The 14530-nt window shown below is 29.5% G+C and carries 16 protein-coding genes and 1 CRISPR repeat array (1 of these 17 only partly in view); of the genes, 8 read left to right on the plus strand and 8 right to left on the minus strand.

Annotated elements, in window-relative coordinates; translation table 11 throughout:
• A CRISPR array of direct repeats spans window positions 1–440; the repeat unit is 37 nt; unit sequence GTTTCAATCCTTGTTTTAATGGATAACTTACTTTAAC (it extends 197 nt beyond the left edge of the window).
• Between the two features lie 359 nt (window positions 441–799).
• The 8 genes from LEBU_RS06535 to LEBU_RS06570 all read left to right on the plus strand — a co-directional run bounded on the left by LEBU_RS06535 (window position 800) and on the right by LEBU_RS06570 (window position 8263).
• Window positions 800–1339 (plus strand): chromate transporter, encoded by a 540-nt coding sequence (locus LEBU_RS06535; RefSeq protein WP_015769550.1) that lies wholly within the window; start codon window positions 800–802, stop codon window positions 1337–1339.
• On the plus strand, window positions 1336–1887 hold the full coding sequence (locus tag LEBU_RS06540) for a chromate transporter (RefSeq protein WP_015769551.1): 552 nt from the start codon (window positions 1336–1338) through the stop codon (window positions 1885–1887). Before LEBU_RS06535 ends, LEBU_RS06540 begins: the two co-directional genes overlap by 4 nt.
• An 81-nt stretch (window positions 1888–1968) precedes the next feature.
• Complete coding sequence (locus tag LEBU_RS06545) at window positions 1969–2700, plus strand: tetratricopeptide repeat protein (protein ID WP_015769552.1); 732 nt, start codon at window positions 1969–1971, stop codon at window positions 2698–2700.
• 217 nt (window positions 2701–2917) lie between these two features.
• On the plus strand, window positions 2918–3535 hold the full coding sequence (locus LEBU_RS06550) for a tetratricopeptide repeat protein (protein WP_015769553.1): 618 nt from the start codon (window positions 2918–2920) through the stop codon (window positions 3533–3535).
• A 347-nt stretch (window positions 3536–3882) separates the two neighbouring features.
• Window positions 3883–4710, plus strand: coding sequence for a tRNA lysidine(34) synthetase (locus LEBU_RS06555; protein WP_015769554.1), 828 nt, complete (start codon window positions 3883–3885; stop codon window positions 4708–4710).
• Window positions 4711–4852: 142 nt separating this feature from the next.
• Window positions 4853–6547: an alpha,alpha-phosphotrehalase gene (gene treC, locus LEBU_RS06560; RefSeq protein WP_015769555.1), complete on the plus strand. Its 1695-nt coding sequence runs from the start codon at window positions 4853–4855 to the stop codon at window positions 6545–6547.
• A 105-nt stretch (window positions 6548–6652) separates the two neighbouring features.
• A complete protein-coding gene (locus LEBU_RS06565) occupies window positions 6653–7423 on the plus strand; it encodes a competence/damage-inducible protein A (protein WP_015769556.1) in 771 nt (256 codons plus the stop codon).
• A 33-nt stretch (window positions 7424–7456) separates the two neighbouring features.
• Window positions 7457–8263 carry an FtsZ/tubulin family protein gene (locus LEBU_RS06570; RefSeq protein ID WP_015769557.1) on the plus strand — a complete coding sequence of 269 codons (807 nt, stop codon included), beginning with the start codon at window positions 7457–7459 and terminating at the stop codon, window positions 8261–8263.
• A 348-nt stretch (window positions 8264–8611) separates the two neighbouring features.
• On the opposite strand, the gene LEBU_RS06575 is transcribed toward LEBU_RS06570, so the two are convergent.
• From LEBU_RS06575 to LEBU_RS06610, 8 genes are all read right to left on the minus strand, one after another.
• Window positions 8612–8899: a hypothetical protein gene (locus LEBU_RS06575; RefSeq protein ID WP_015769558.1), complete on the minus strand. Its 288-nt coding sequence runs from the start codon at window positions 8897–8899 to the stop codon at window positions 8612–8614.
• Window positions 8900–8995: 96 nt separating this feature from the next.
• Window positions 8996–9598: a hypothetical protein gene (locus LEBU_RS06580; RefSeq protein WP_015769559.1), complete on the minus strand. Its 603-nt coding sequence runs from the start codon at window positions 9596–9598 to the stop codon at window positions 8996–8998.
• 38 nt (window positions 9599–9636) lie between these two features.
• Entirely contained in the window at window positions 9637–10755 is a 1119-nt protein-coding gene (locus LEBU_RS06585; protein WP_015769560.1) for a hypothetical protein, read from the minus strand.
• 84 nt (window positions 10756–10839) lie between these two features.
• Entirely contained in the window at window positions 10840–11265 is a 426-nt protein-coding gene (locus LEBU_RS06590; protein ID WP_015769561.1) for a hypothetical protein, read from the minus strand.
• Between the two features lie 59 nt (window positions 11266–11324).
• Window positions 11325–12104: a hypothetical protein gene (locus LEBU_RS06595; protein WP_015769562.1), complete on the minus strand. Its 780-nt coding sequence runs from the start codon at window positions 12102–12104 to the stop codon at window positions 11325–11327.
• 137 nt (window positions 12105–12241) lie between these two features.
• Window positions 12242–13009, minus strand: a complete 768-nt coding sequence (locus tag LEBU_RS06600; protein ID WP_015769563.1) for a hypothetical protein — start codon at window positions 13007–13009, stop codon at window positions 12242–12244.
• A 16-nt stretch (window positions 13010–13025) separates the two neighbouring features.
• Window positions 13026–13688 carry a DUF6683 family protein gene (locus LEBU_RS06605; protein ID WP_015769564.1) on the minus strand — a complete coding sequence of 221 codons (663 nt, stop codon included), beginning with the start codon at window positions 13686–13688 and terminating at the stop codon, window positions 13026–13028.
• Between the two features lie 33 nt (window positions 13689–13721).
• Entirely contained in the window at window positions 13722–14456 is a 735-nt protein-coding gene (locus LEBU_RS06610; RefSeq protein ID WP_238974471.1) for a tetratricopeptide repeat protein, read from the minus strand.
• Window positions 14457–14530 lie beyond the last annotated feature (74 nt).

Genomic DNA, 14530 nt, shown 5'->3' on the forward strand with positions numbered 1-14530 from the left:
CTCCTCTTCTTTCTTGTCTTCATTTGTTTCAATCCTTGTTTTAATGGATAACTTACTTTAACAATTGAGAAAAGAGGTGTACACAGGTGTAAATCAACGTTTCAATCCTTGTTTTAATGGATAACTTACTTTAACTTTTTTCAAGGAGAAAATAAAATGAATAAGTACAAGCAAGTTTCAATCCTTGTTTTAATGGATAACTTACTTTAACCGAAGGTGTAAATGGAGAAAGATATTCTGATTTAATAAAGTTTCAATCCTTGTTTTAATGGATAACTTACTTTAACGTTATTCCGAACATGTCGGAGTGTAGGTTGTTCGGGGACGGTTTCAATCCTTGTTTTAATGGATAACTTACTTTAACAACTCTTCATTAGTGAAGAAAGGAGTAGGGCTAAAAACAGTTTCAATCCTTGTTTTAATGGATAACTTACTTTAACCCGTACTTTTGAGAAAACCCTTTATTTATCGGTGTTATAGAATTTTTTTCAGACATTAAAATCGTATTTTTTTGCTTGATTTTTATCATTTTTTGCTGTTTTTTTGGCATTTTCCGTAACTCCTAACGTGCATTTTTATTGGCTTTAAATGGATTTTTCTCTGCTTTTTTAATTTTTAGTAGTGGTAGGAATTTTTACTACGAACTTATTGTACCACATTTTTTTAATTTTTCAAAATTTTTTTTAAATTATAATGATAAATGTATGAATATTTTAAGCCGTAAAAGACAAGTTTGTTGTTTTTTTATAGTATCTATGATAAAATGAAAAATGAGATGAAATAGCAGGAAGGTAGTAAAATGAAAGTATATTTAGAATTGTTTTGGATCTTTTTTAAGATAGGTACATTTACTCTTGGTGGAGGATATGCTATGGTTCCGCTAATACAGAATGAAATTGTGAATAAGAAAAAATGGATTGAGGAAGAGGAATTTGTAAAACTTTTAGCACTTGCTCAATCTTCACCAGGCGCATTGGCTGTAAATGTTTCAGTTTTTGTGGGATATAAGATGAAAAGGATGTTAGGGCTTATAACCACAGTTTTGGGAGCGACATTACCGTCATTCATAATTATTCTTATTATAGCTTCATTATTTAGCAACATACAGGACAATATATATGTGATAAAGGCTTTTAAGGCAATAAGGCCGATGGTGGTTGCGTTAATTGCGGCAAGTGTTTATACAATTGGGAAATCGGCTAAAATTAATAAAAAAACGTTATGGATTGTTATTTTAGTGGCAGCAATGGTGGCTTTTCTTAAATTTCCGCCTATTGTTATGATTATTTTAGGTGCTTTTTTAGGAAATGCTTGGATGATTTGGAGGAAAAATAAATGAATTTAGCAATATTATTGATATTATTTTTTGTATTTTTTAAAATAGGGCTATTCAGTTTTGGCGGCGGATATGCAATTTTACCGCTTATTCAGGCTGATGTTGTAGATTTACATAAATGGGTGAATGTACAGCAATTTACAGATATTGTGGCAATTTCACAAGTAACGCCGGGGCCAATTTCATTGAATGCCGCAACTTATGTGGGTTATCTGATTGGCAATAAGGCAGGATTCTGGGACGCGTTTATAATGGGCACAGCCGCAACATTGGGATTAATTCTCCCATCAGTTATTATAATGACAATTTTTAGTAAATTTTATTTAAAATTTCAAGACAACAAATATATGGACAATGCGTTTACAGGTTTAAAAATTGTTGTTGTCGGACTGATTCTAGCGGCTGCGATAATGCTAGTGGATAAAAACAACTTTATAGACTGGAAAAGTGCAGTGATATTTGTTGTTTCAGTGGCACTTGTGCTGAAATGGAAAGTAAGTCCAATATTACTCACAGTAATTGCGGCAATTGCGGGAATAATAATTTATTAAATAAATTTACTTTTGGAAAAAAATTACTTGAATAAATGTTTGTGATAAAATACAAGATTGTAGAAGGAAAAGAGGAAAATTATGAAAAAAAAATACATTATTGTAATGCTAATACTAATTTTAATATTTAGTTGTGGAAAAAAGAAGAAAAGAAATAATGATGTAAAATCTAAAGCGACAATTGAACAAAAGGAAAATAACAGAATAAAGGAATTGACAGAAAAGGCTCGAAAAGGAGATGTGGAAGCGCAAACTCAACTTGGAGAAGCCTATCTTCATGGAATTGATACAAAAATTGATTACAAAAAAGCTATGGAATGGAGCAAAAAAGCCGCTGCAAAAGGAAGTTCTCGTGCAATGACGAATGTTGGAATTCTTTATTTTGAAGGATTTGGCGTAAAAAAAGATTATAAACAAGCATACAAATTATTTTCAGATGGAGTAGATGGTGGAGATATGAAAGCTCTAAAATATTTAGGGACAATGTATGAAAAAGGATTGGGAGTAGAAAAAAGTTTTGACAGCGCTGCATTTTACTATGAAATGGCAGATAGTAGCGGTGATTTAACTGTACGGTACAATTTGGGAAAAATTTACGAAATGGCAGGAGATTATGCAAAAGCGGTGGAACTTTATCAAAAAACTGATGGCAGAATGGATCAAGTTACAGCTCCAATGTATGAAGCATTAGGAGACTTATACGTAAATGGTAAAGGTGTCAAAAAAAATCTAAAGGAAGCTAGTGAATGGTATGAAAAAGCATCAAAATCTGGAAGTCAGCAAGCTAAAAATAAACTGGATAAATTAAAATAAATTTAAAATTATGAAATTTTTTATGGATAAATTTTCTAAAGAATACTGTTTACTAAACTTATTATTTATGATAAAATAAATTAAGAAAAATAAGTGTAGAATTTGGGAATTTTTTTAATGAAAATAGAGAAAGGAGAAAGCTACTTGTAAAACAGTCTAAAAGTGGAAAATATGACTGTCGGTTTAATTGAAAGAAGCCTAGTAGCAGTGGGAAATAATGTTAGAAACATTAATTTTTAGAGAAATAAGATATAATGGGAATAATGAGCAGCTTTTAAAAGAAAATTTATCTAAAATCAAAGATAATCCTGATGATACAGAAGTATTACAAACGCTGGCATCTATTTACCATGCATTAAAAGAAAATGACAAAGCAATTGAAATTTATGAAAAATTGGTAAAATTAGAACCTGAAAAAAGTGAAAATTGGGCATTTTTAGGTTATTTATATTATGAAAACGAAGATCTTGAAAAAGCTGAAGAAAATTTCAATAGAGCGTTGGATGACAATATGGATGAGCCGTTTGTGTTATTTCTTTTAGGAAATATATATTCGAGAAAAGGTAGAATAGCTGAAGCGGTTAATTGTTATGATCTTGCAATATTTTTAGATTTTGACATGTATATCGCACATATTGATTTTGCTAGAAAATACGAGCATATGGGACGTCATGAAAAAGCGCTTGAAGAATACAGGGCTGCCTTTAGAATTGATCCAAGAGACGAAGGGCTTATCGAAAAAATAGACTATATTGAGAATAAATGTAAAAATAAGAAAGAAAAGAAAAAAAATGGAAATTTAAATTTTGCAACAGCAAATTTAGGAATTGTCTAAAATTAAACTAAATATTTATAATTTAAAATACAATTTTATTTTAGAAAGTTGTCTTAAAATAAGTAAAGAATTTCTTATTATAGCAACTTTCTATTATTTTATTTTTAAATATTTAACTAGGCTGTGTCTGAAAACTCGAAATCTATGTTATTTTTAATGTTTTTTTATTTTATAAATTATACAAATCACGATAAAATCAGTGTTTATTATTTTTGATTTTGGAAAAATTTGTTAAAAATTCATCATTTCGATAGTTTTCAGACACGCCCTAAGTCATTTTCTAAATTTTTATTTTAGACTTTTTTGTTAATAATTTAAAATAAAAAATATTAAGAAAGAGAGAAAAAATGGTAAATTTAGTATGTGAAGCAATTCTTCCAGATTGTCCAATGAAAGATGTGGAAGAAATTGAGAAAAGTATAGTGACAACTTATAAAAAAAGTATATGGTCAAAATTTTTAAAGGCAATTAATGATTTTGATATGATACAGGATGGAGATAAAATAGCGATTGGAGTTTCTGGTGGAAAGGATAGCTTACTTTTGGTGAAGTTGTTTCAGGAATTGAAGAAAGATAGACGAAAAAATTTTGACTTTAAAGCAGTTAGCTTAAATCCTGGTTTTAGAAATTCTGATTTGGATAATTTTAAAAATAATTTGGATAAATTAAATATTGACTGTGAGATTATTGATACAAATATTTGGGAGATTGCGAATGAAAAGGCAAAAGACTATCCATGCTTTTTATGTGCTAAAATGCGACGTGGAATTTTGTACACGCAAGTGGAGGAACTGGGATTTAATAAATTAACGCTGGGACATCATTTTGACGATGTAATTGAAACAACTTTGATAAATATGTTTTATGCTGGTACAATGAAAACAATGACCCCAAAAGTTCCTTCAACTTCTGGAAAACTGGAATTAATCCGTCCACTAATTTATGTAAAAGAAGCTGATATAATTGATTACACAAAAACAAATGGAATACGTGCAATGAACTGCGGATGTACAATCGAAGCTGGAAAAACTTCGAGCAAACGTAAAGAAGTAAAAGACTTGCTTGCTGCACTTGAGGAAAAAAATCCTGGAATTAAACAAAGTGTGTTTAATTCGATGAAAAATATAAATTTGGATTATGTGTTTGGGTATACAGGTGGCAAAGAAGTTAAATAAATGCTAGAGTAGTCAATGACTGCTCTTTTTATATATATGATTTTTTAAGTAACAGGTAAAAATTCGGTTGTATATATGGAAATAATAGAGTATAATTATAAAAGAAGTTGTAAAATAAATAAAAGTTTAGGAGCGATGGATTATGAAAAAAATTTTTGAACCAAAATGGTGGCATAAATCAGTGGTTTATCAAATTTATCCAAAAAGCTTTAATGATACGACAGGAAGTGGAGAAGGAGATATAAAGGGAATTATTGAGAAATTGGATTATTTGAAGGAACTTGGAATAGAAGTAATTTGGATTACTCCGATGTATAAATCTCCGCAAAATGACAATGGATATGATATAAGCGACTATTATGATATTGATCCTAATTACGGAACAATGGCGGATTTTGAAAAAATGTTATCTGAATCACATAAAAGAGGGTTAAAAATAGTAATGGATATTGTTGTGAATCATTCTTCCACTGAAAATGAGTGGTTTAAAAAATCTGAAGCTGGAGATCCTGAATATAAAGATTTTTATATTTGGAAAGATGCAGTTGATGGGAAGGAGCCTACAAACTGGGAGTCAAAATTTGGAGGGAATGCCTGGAAATATTCGGAAAAGAGAGGGCAATACTATTTACATTTGTTTGATGTGACGCAAGCTGACTTGAACTGGGAAAATGAAAATGTGAGAAAAAAAGTTTATGAAATGATAAAATTCTGGCTGAATAAAGGTGTTGACGGATTTAGGCTAGATGTCATCAATCTTATATCAAAAGATCAGAGATTTTTGAGTGACGACGGGACTGATACGAGATTTGTCCCTGATGGAAGAAGATTTTATACAGATGGACCTAGAATCCATGAATTTTTGAAGGAAATGAACAGAGAAGCCTTTGGAGGAGGAGAACTTATCACAGTTGGAGAAATGTCTTCTACAAGCCTTGAAAACTGTATTAAATATTCAAATCCTGATGAAAAGGAATTATCAATGGCATTTTCGTTCCATCATTTGAAAGTTGACTATCCAAATGGAGAAAAATGGGTAAAAGCTCCGTTTGACTTTGTACAATTAAAAAAAATATTCTCTAAATGGCAAATTGGAATGTATGAAGGGAACGGATGGAATGCGACTTTCTGGAACAACCACGACCAGCCAAGAGCTTTGTCAAGATTTGGAAATGACAAGGAATATCATAATGAATCAGCTAAAATGCTTGCCACAGTTCTTCATGGACTGCAGGGGACACCTTACATTTATCAGGGAGAAGAATTTGGAATGACAAATCCGTATTTTGATAATATCAGTAAATATCGTGATGTTGAATCAACTAATAATTATAAAATTTTGTTGGATAAAGGATATTCTGAAGAAGAAGCTATTGAAATTTTAATGCAAAAATCTAGGGATAATTCCAGAACACCTGTTCAATGGGATGATTCTGAAAATGCAGGATTTACAACTGGAACTCCTTGGATTGGAATACCTGAAAATTATAAAAAAATCAATGCTGAAGCAGCTTTAAAAGATAAAAACTCGGTATTTCATCATTATAAAAAATTAATTGATTTAAGAAGAAATGAAGAATTAATGATAACAGGAAGATATGAAGATATTGATTTGGAAAACAAAAATGTTTATGCATACAAACGTGTTGGAGAAAATGGGGAATTAGTTGTAATCAGTAATTTCTATGAACCTGAAGTGGAATTTGAGCTGGAAGGAAACAGAGTTATAGGACTGGAAAATGCTCAAGTTTTATTATCAAACTATGAAACAGCTCCTGAAATTCGAGATGGAAAAATTATTTTGAAACCTTATGAATCAATTATTTTTAAAAAATAATGAAAATTATGAATAACAAAAAATAAACTTTACCGTTAAATAGGATTCTCATTTTTGAAACTTATTTGGCGGTATTTTAAATAAAAAATGAAGAAGGAAATTAAAATGAAGACAGAAATTATATGTGTTGGAACAGAATTATTAGTTGGAGATATTGTAAATACGAACGCACAGTATATTTCAGCAAAGCTCACAAATATTGGAATTGATTTGTATTATCAGACTACGGTTGGAGATAATTACGGACGGCTTATGGAGTGTCTGAAAAATGCTTTTAAAAGAGTGGATTTGGTGATTACTACTGGGGGACTTGGGCCTACAGTTGATGATATTACAAAAGAAGTTGTGGCTGATTATTTTGGGGAAGAGCTGGAAATGATTGAGCGGTATTATGATTTGATTGTGAAAAAATATAATGCGAGAGGCTTTGGGGAAGTGGCTTCTGGTGGAAAAAAGGAAGCATCTATTTTAAAAAATTCAAAATTACTGGAAAATGAAGTTGGGCTTGCACCAGGATTTTTTTATGAAAAGGATAATAAAAAAATAATAGTATTGCCAGGACCTCCAAGAGAAATGACGTGGATGGTGGATAATCAAGTTTTACCATTTTTAAAGCAATATTCAAATGATATTTTGCTAATGAAAACTCTTGAAATAAAAGGAGTTCCAGAAGGGAAAATTGACGATAGACTAAAAGATTATTTTGAAATGTCTAATCCAACTGTTGCTCCTTATGCAAAGGAAGGCTGTGTTCACGTAAGAATTGCAATGAAAGGCGATAGAGGGAGTACAGATTATCTGATTGCTGAAATTGATAAAATTGCGAGTGAAATTATTGAAATTTATCCGCAAGCAGTGGAAATTAAGGAAGATTAGTTACAAAAATTTAAAAAATAAAGGAGAAAAAATATGGATAATGCTGTAATAAAAGTCGTCGGTATTGGTACAGCGGGAAATGAGGTTTTGAATAAAATTGCCCACAGAAAAATTTCAGGGGTTGAGATTGCGAGAATTGATACAAATCAGGAAAATTTCAATAAAGAAGTTGAAGTTGTATTACAAAATTCAGATTTAGTGTTTATTTTGATGGAAATGTCGGAAAAGAAGAATAACGAGATTACCGGTATTGTTGCACAAACTGCAAAAACGAAGGGAATATTGACAATAACTGTAGCTGTTACATCAGTTAATTCAAATGGAGAAACTGAAGAAATTGAAAAATTGAAAGAAGTTTCTGACACAGTTATAGTTTTACCACTTAAAAAATTAGCTGAAGCAGATCCTAGTACAACTTTTGACAAAATATTTGAGAAAAGAGATGAAAGTTTTATAAAAAATGTAGAGTTTATTGCAAATGTGATAAATAAACAAGGGGTAGTAAATCTTGATCTTGATGATGTAAAAAAAATGTTAAAAGATTCCAAAACTGCTGTAACGGTATTTGGTAAAGGTGAGGGGCAGGATAGGATAAAACTTATTTTAGAACAACTATCAAATTATCCTTTTTCGAAAAATCTTTCTAAAAAAGCTAGAAAAATAATGATAAATATTGTGGGTGGAGCGGATATTGGATTGCAGGAAATACAGGAAATAGTTCAGAAAACATTTCAAAAATTCGGAAGTGATAAAACAGGTGTATTATGGGGATATAATATGAATCCTGAAGTTGAAGAAGAAATTGAAGTGGGCATATTAATGACAGACTTCTCTGATTAAGATAATCTAAAAGGGTCCCAAATACAATAAAAGAATTAAAGTCGGAAACTGAAATAGTTTATACAAAAAGATTTGAAAAAATAAACAAGGAAATTTAAAAATTTCAAAAGAAAATTAAACAGTTAAAAACTGAAAAAAGAGGAAGAAAATTATTATTATTATAATAGGGCGTGTCTAAAAACTCTCAAAATCATGAATCTTTAACAAATCTTTTCAGAATCAGAAATATATAAATACTGATTTTATCGTGATTTGTACAATTTATGAAATCAAAAAAACATTAAAAATAACATAGATTCTGAGCTTTCAGACACAGCCTATTAAAAAAATTCTATTCTTCTGAATTAATTACCGAATGTAGTCAAAAGTTTCCAAAGTCAAATTTCTGTTCCCATTTCCATAGAAATATACTTTAAATATTGTTCCTTTTGAGAATTTATAATAAGTCTGGTCAACAAGTCCTGTAAAATTAAATGTTTTTCCTGACTGAAGGCTAATGCAGTTTGCGAATCTTTTACCATCTTTTGTTGTACCTTTTGAAGTTACACGACATTTTTCTACTGTTCTTAAAGTTTTTTGTGCTGCAAAATTATAGACATTTCCTAATATTAAAAATGTAAAAATAATTTTTTTCATAATAAATCATCCCCTATTATTATAATCTTTAATCATTCATAAAAATCTATATATATTTCTTTACTTCCATTTCTTTTAATTTTTCAGTTTTTATATTTATCTGATGTTCCATGATGATGTTACTATTTCCAGTAATTTTGTAATGTTGTTTGGCTTTGCAATTACTGCTACATAATATACTTCATTTTCAGCATCTATAAATATCATTGAAGCCTGAAGATTATTATTATTCACTGTTTCAGAAAATATCAGATAAGCCTGATGGCCATTTATACTGTTCTGATATAGTTTCAGGTTTTCTTTTTTTTGACCCTGATTTACTAGCTCCGCTATCATTTGTGTTGCTGCTTTTCCTGCATTTACTCTTTCTTCAGATGGTACTTTATCCAGGATAATCATTTCATTCTCATCATTTTTTATTCCAGCACTTGTAGAATTTGTATTATTCTGGATTTCATTCCAGTTTCCCTTTGGATAATTCATAAATCCTACTGTTTCATTTCCAAATCTACCGTTATTTGTGTCCTGTATAACATCACTTTTCTGAAAACTGTTATTTTCTGGTACCTGCTGCACAGAACTGTTTTTATTTTCAGAAATTTCATTTTCAGGATTTTCATTATTTTTCTGATTGTCACTCTTCATGGCACACGATAAAAACATCAATATTGTTAAAAATATAAACAGAACTTTTTTCATTTGTAACCTCCTCTTTTCCCTTTAAAACTCTATATTTATTACCATATTACTCCCAGCCTTTTTGCAAGTTGTACATAATTTGCAGGAGGCATCCAGTATTTAATAATTTTTTTATTTTTATTGAATACATCCAGTGCTTTTTCTTTTTCGCCTTTTTTCAGATAAACATCTATCATAATTCTGAACAGTTCATTCATCGGATGATTTCTACTACTTTCATAAACAAAGTCTGGATATTTTTTTGTATCGACATTTTTATATGCTTCAATTCCTTTTTGTGCATAATTTAATATTTCTGAATAATTATCAGGATAATTATGATAAATAAAATCTGTCATAATACGGTATCCTTCCGGATAATCAGGGAAATTTTCTATTAATTTTTGCGATATTCTTTTAAAATTGATGTTATCAGGATTTTTTACCGGTGAGTAAAGTATTAGAAGCATTTTATAATCATCAATTTTTGCTGTTTTATTTTTTATTTTTTCCTCTTTTTCACTGATTAAAAGTTTTCTATCATCATCATTTCCCGGCGTTCTTACAATTTCTCCTATGGTTTTATCCATTCCTTTTATTTTATAGCTGTCAAGTGAAAGAATATTTATAAACTCTATATTCTCATCATAAGGAATTTTCCATTTTTTAAGCGGATAGAAGTACTCAAATTTTACAATCATTTCTTTTTCGATATATTTTGTGTCATTTTTCTTTAATTCATTTTTCAAAAAAGAAGAGATTTCCTGTTCTATTATTTCTAGCTGTGTAGATCTGCTTTTTCCTCTTACCAACGAATTAAAGTCTTTGTTTTTATAAAATTTAGACATTGTATAGTTTAAATCGGGATATTTTAGTGACACATTTACATAAGCCAGCTTTATGTCCCTTCCGTTTCCATTTTTCTGCTTTGTTAGTTCAATTTTATTTATTTTATAAGTAAGATATTTATAACTTTCTTGTGAAGTACGCCAGATATTAAACCACATTAAATGATATTCACTAACTTTTTTTGTATCTTCATTTTTTGCTGCATTGATATAATCTTCAAAAGCCGCTATTACAGCCTTTTTATCATCATTCTCTTCAGCACTTTGGCTAATTCCGCAGCTTGTTATAAACATAATTGCCAGTAAAATAAATGATATAATTCTTTTCATGATTCCTCCTGATTTTTCTAATAATAAATTTTCCTGGTTACACTAAAAATGCTATTTTTTTTAACTTTTTAATCAAAAAATAAACTATTTTTTCATATTTTCTGAAGTAGATGCCATATCTTTGGAAAATGTCATTGAAATTCCTGTATCCTGATTATACTGCACTTTTCCATTTTTTACAATAATTTCATCTGATTCCTTGCCGTTTCCCACAAGAATGTATCTCCCGTTGCCCTTACTTTGCATGTCATAAGTTCCTGCCTTTGTTATACAGTTCCCATTAACTACATTGTTAAGGCTTATATAGGCAATATTTCCTTTTATTTCAAAATAAGAATTTTCAAAACATTCCTGACCTGCCACCTTTACAGTCTGCCCTTTTGTAGTCAGCGTTTCCACATTATATTTTCCTGAAATACTGCTTTGGGAAGCTTTCCCCTTTGCTTCACATCCCATACTCATTAAAATCATTCCTGCCATCATAGCTAGATTTATTTTTTTATTTTTCATTTTTTCACCTCTGTCTGTATTTAACTATTCAAAATTCCATCAGCTATTTTCTTATCCTATTAAAATAAATGTATATGTGCTTTACTTCCATATAGTAAAACGAATGTCATAATTGGCATAAAAGGTATAAAAAGAAGCATACTCTGCATTATCTTCATTTTAAAAAGCCTAAATTTTACTTTTGGAATCTGCTTTTTCTGAATTATGTCTATCATGTTGTCCACAATTTCTGAGATTCTGCTATTTTCTATCATTATATCTGTTTGCGAAGATCCTCCTTTTAAGTTTTTCTCAGGCACAAAACAGATTTCCTTTTTTCCATCAAGAAGATAGATGTGAGATTTATATCTGATTATTCGAGTGCCAAATAGAGGAAATAACTCAGTACCCCAGTTATAGCCTTTAATATCTAGTAATTTTCCATTTAAATAAAAATCTTCATTTATTATTTCAAGTGTATCTTTTGTTTTTTCTTTTGGATAATAATATTTGTTCCCATATGTTATACTTATTACAGCACAGCTAAGTAAAAGCAGTATTCCAATTTTTATTCCAGAAAACATTAATATTTCTGTTATGGTAAAGCAGATAATATTTAGAAGAACTGCTTTTTTCAGATTTTCAGACACTTCATAAAATACCGTTCCTGTTTCTGTTCTTTCACGGTAAACTGTATCAGCTGATAAAATTCCAAGTTTTATTTCCTCTTTAACCTCATCCTCATACCTTTGAATAATCTTATGTAAATTTTTTTTGATTTTTCTATTTTTCATATCAAAAATAATTATTATACCCAAAACTGCAAAATATATTAATGCAAAAACTAAACTATACAGCATTTTAGACTCCCTGAATTAATAAGATATTCCTTGCAATGTTATATGAATTCTGTCAGCATCCACTTTTAAAATTGTTTTCAGTACCTGTTTTTACAAAGATAATATTGTTATACACCATATATGCTACCATTATTTTACTAAAATAAATACATATATGCTTTGCTTTTATACAAAAAAACAAGTATCACAATTGATATAAAAAGTAAAAAAAGAAGTATGCTCTGCATTTTTTTCATTTTAAAAAGTTTGAATTTTACTTTTGGAATCTGTTTTTTCTGGATTACATCAATAATATCATCTATAATTTTAGAAATTCTGTCATCTTCTATTATTATATCTATTCGAGATCTTTTTAACTGTCTTTCAGGTACAAAACAGATTTCTTTTTTGCCATCAAGAAGATAAATATGGGATTTAGAGTATATTATTTTAGTTCCAAATAGGGGAAGTAATTCAGTACCCCAGTTGTAGCCCTTAATATCCAACAATTTTCCATTTAAGTAAAAGTCTTCATTTATTATTTCAAGTGTATTTTTTGTTTTTTCTTTTGAATAATAATATTTATATCCATATATCATACTTATTACAGCACAGACTATTAAAAGCAATATTCCAAGTTTTATTCCTAAAAATATTAATATTAGCATTATGACAAAGCAAATAAGATTTAGAATAACTGCTTTTTTCAGATTTTCAGGCACTTCATAAAATACTCTTCCTGTTTCTGTTCTTTCACGGTAAACTGTATCAGCTGATAAAATTCCAAGTTTTATTTTCTCTTTAACCTCATCTTCCTGTTTTTGATTAATTTTACGAAGATTTTTTCTGTTTTTTATTTGTTTCACACCAAAAACGATTAATATAACAGCAACTGAAAGATATACTAATGCAATAATTGAATTCATTTCAGTCCCCTCCGTATTAATAAGATATTCCTTGAGCTGTTATACGGACTCTGTCAGCATCCACTTTTAAAATAGCTTCAAGTATTTGTTTTCCTGCCTCCCTTAATTGAGCTGTAGTCTGTGAATTAGGATTGCTCTGATTTAAGGACTGTCCCACAGCCAAAGTCATTCCAACCATAACCATCTGGTCGTACATACTTTTTTTCTCCCTGTTGCTCATTCCGTCAAAAAATCCGCTGTTTTCAAGATGAGCCTTGAACTGATTTGCCATAGGTTTCACATAATCGTCATTAAGACTGACATTGTTATATGCCATGTATGCTCCTGCTATTACGGCCGCTACTGCTGAAGACAAATCATTTGTCGGTATTCCTACAGAACGTGCTACCTGTGGAAAAGCCTCATACAGCTGTTTTAATGATGCCCTTACTTCTTTATGTTGACTTTTTGGATAACTTGCAACTAATGTTTCCAGTCCATCAGTACTTCCGTCCTGTGTGAAAGTAAGTGATGATTTTCCGTAAGATTTACCTTGTGAAGATGAAGTTGTATTTAAAAGTTCCTGCATTATTTCATTTTTAAACATATCACTATAATCAGCATGAGCTTGTCCTGAAATTCCAAGTCCTAGTGCTAAAACGCTTAAAAGAAATATTTTTTTCATAAATTTTGTTTTCATAGCTTTTCCTCCTATAATTTTTTTACTTTATTGTTAATTTAAATTAGATAATATTTTCTTGTTTTCCTTATATTTTTTACTGTTGGAAGATTTTAGCGTTTCATTATCTTTTTTGGCATTATTTAATGCTATATTATACAAAAGAGGGTTATAATTTTCCTTCAGAAATTTTTGATTAATTATAAAAGTTTCTACTGCTTTTTCATTATTTCCTGATAATCTGTAAGCCTGTATCAAATTTTTTTCAATTATCTCTGAAAGTACATTATTTAATACTTTAATATCCTTGTATTCCGCATAACTCTGTTTACCATGTTTTAAAAGTCCTATTGCTTTTTCATAATATTCAGCACTTTTCTTATATTTTTTTTCATAAAGGAGAATATCTGCCATTACTCTATAACCATAGGAATAATCAGGAGAATTTTTTAAAAATATTTCTGTAATTTCCTTTGTTCTTTTAAATTCACGGTTTTGATAAAATGCCACAGTTACATAATTACGGTATTTCTCAAGATTTTTGCTGTCCTTTAAAAATTCCTCTTCCGCTTTTTTTATAGCTTCTTCTGATGAAACTTCCTTCTGTTTTTCTATTTCAGAACTATCTTTTTCTACTTTTTCTTTATTTTCTTCAGTTTTGTTTTTATCACTCTGGCTTATATCAATATTATTACTTTTTTTTGTTTTATTTTGTTCCTGTTTCTTATTGCAGCTAAAAACAACAAAAACTATCATAGCTATTATTAAAATTTTTTTCAATTTTATCACTTCCCCAATGGATATAGAATTTTTTATGTTTTTTATTTACTTAACAGTTCTTCTTAAATTTTTGCTTTGTAAAT

The organism is Leptotrichia buccalis C-1013-b (genome assembly GCF_000023905.1).
Classification (GTDB): Bacteria; Fusobacteriota; Fusobacteriia; order Fusobacteriales; family Leptotrichiaceae; genus Leptotrichia; species Leptotrichia buccalis.

Bases quoted from the DNA above. Each gene is read 5' to 3' on its own strand.
- treC (WP_015769555.1), top strand. From the start codon at position 4,853: ATGAAAAAAATTTTTGAACCAAAATGGTGGCATAAATCAGTGGTTTAT.
- LEBU_RS06545 (WP_015769552.1), top strand. From the start codon at position 1,969: ATGAAAAAAAAATACATTATTGTAATGCTAATACTAATTTTAATATTT.
- LEBU_RS06555 (WP_015769554.1), top strand. From the start codon at position 3,883: ATGGTAAATTTAGTATGTGAAGCAATTCTTCCAGATTGTCCAATGAAA.
- LEBU_RS06535 (WP_015769550.1), top strand. From the start codon at position 800: ATGAAAGTATATTTAGAATTGTTTTGGATCTTTTTTAAGATAGGTACA.
- LEBU_RS06585 (WP_015769560.1), bottom strand. From the start codon at position 10,755: ATGAAAAGAATTATATCATTTATTTTACTGGCAATTATGTTTATAACA.
- LEBU_RS06575 (WP_015769558.1), bottom strand. From the start codon at position 8,899: ATGAAAAAAATTATTTTTACATTTTTAATATTAGGAAATGTCTATAAT.
- LEBU_RS06600 (WP_015769563.1), bottom strand. From the start codon at position 13,009: ATGAATTCAATTATTGCATTAGTATATCTTTCAGTTGCTGTTATATTA.
- LEBU_RS06540 (WP_015769551.1), top strand. From the start codon at position 1,336: ATGAATTTAGCAATATTATTGATATTATTTTTTGTATTTTTTAAAATA.
- LEBU_RS06605 (WP_015769564.1), bottom strand. From the start codon at position 13,688: ATGAAAACAAAATTTATGAAAAAAATATTTCTTTTAAGCGTTTTAGCA.
- LEBU_RS06580 (WP_015769559.1), bottom strand. From the start codon at position 9,598: ATGAAAAAAGTTCTGTTTATATTTTTAACAATATTGATGTTTTTATCG.
- LEBU_RS06590 (WP_015769561.1), bottom strand. From the start codon at position 11,265: ATGAAAAATAAAAAAATAAATCTAGCTATGATGGCAGGAATGATTTTA.
- LEBU_RS06565 (WP_015769556.1), top strand. From the start codon at position 6,653: ATGAAGACAGAAATTATATGTGTTGGAACAGAATTATTAGTTGGAGAT.
- LEBU_RS06595 (WP_015769562.1), bottom strand. From the start codon at position 12,104: ATGCTGTATAGTTTAGTTTTTGCATTAATATATTTTGCAGTTTTGGGT.
- LEBU_RS06550 (WP_015769553.1), top strand. From the start codon at position 2,918: ATGTTAGAAACATTAATTTTTAGAGAAATAAGATATAATGGGAATAAT.
- LEBU_RS06570 (WP_015769557.1), top strand. From the start codon at position 7,457: ATGGATAATGCTGTAATAAAAGTCGTCGGTATTGGTACAGCGGGAAAT.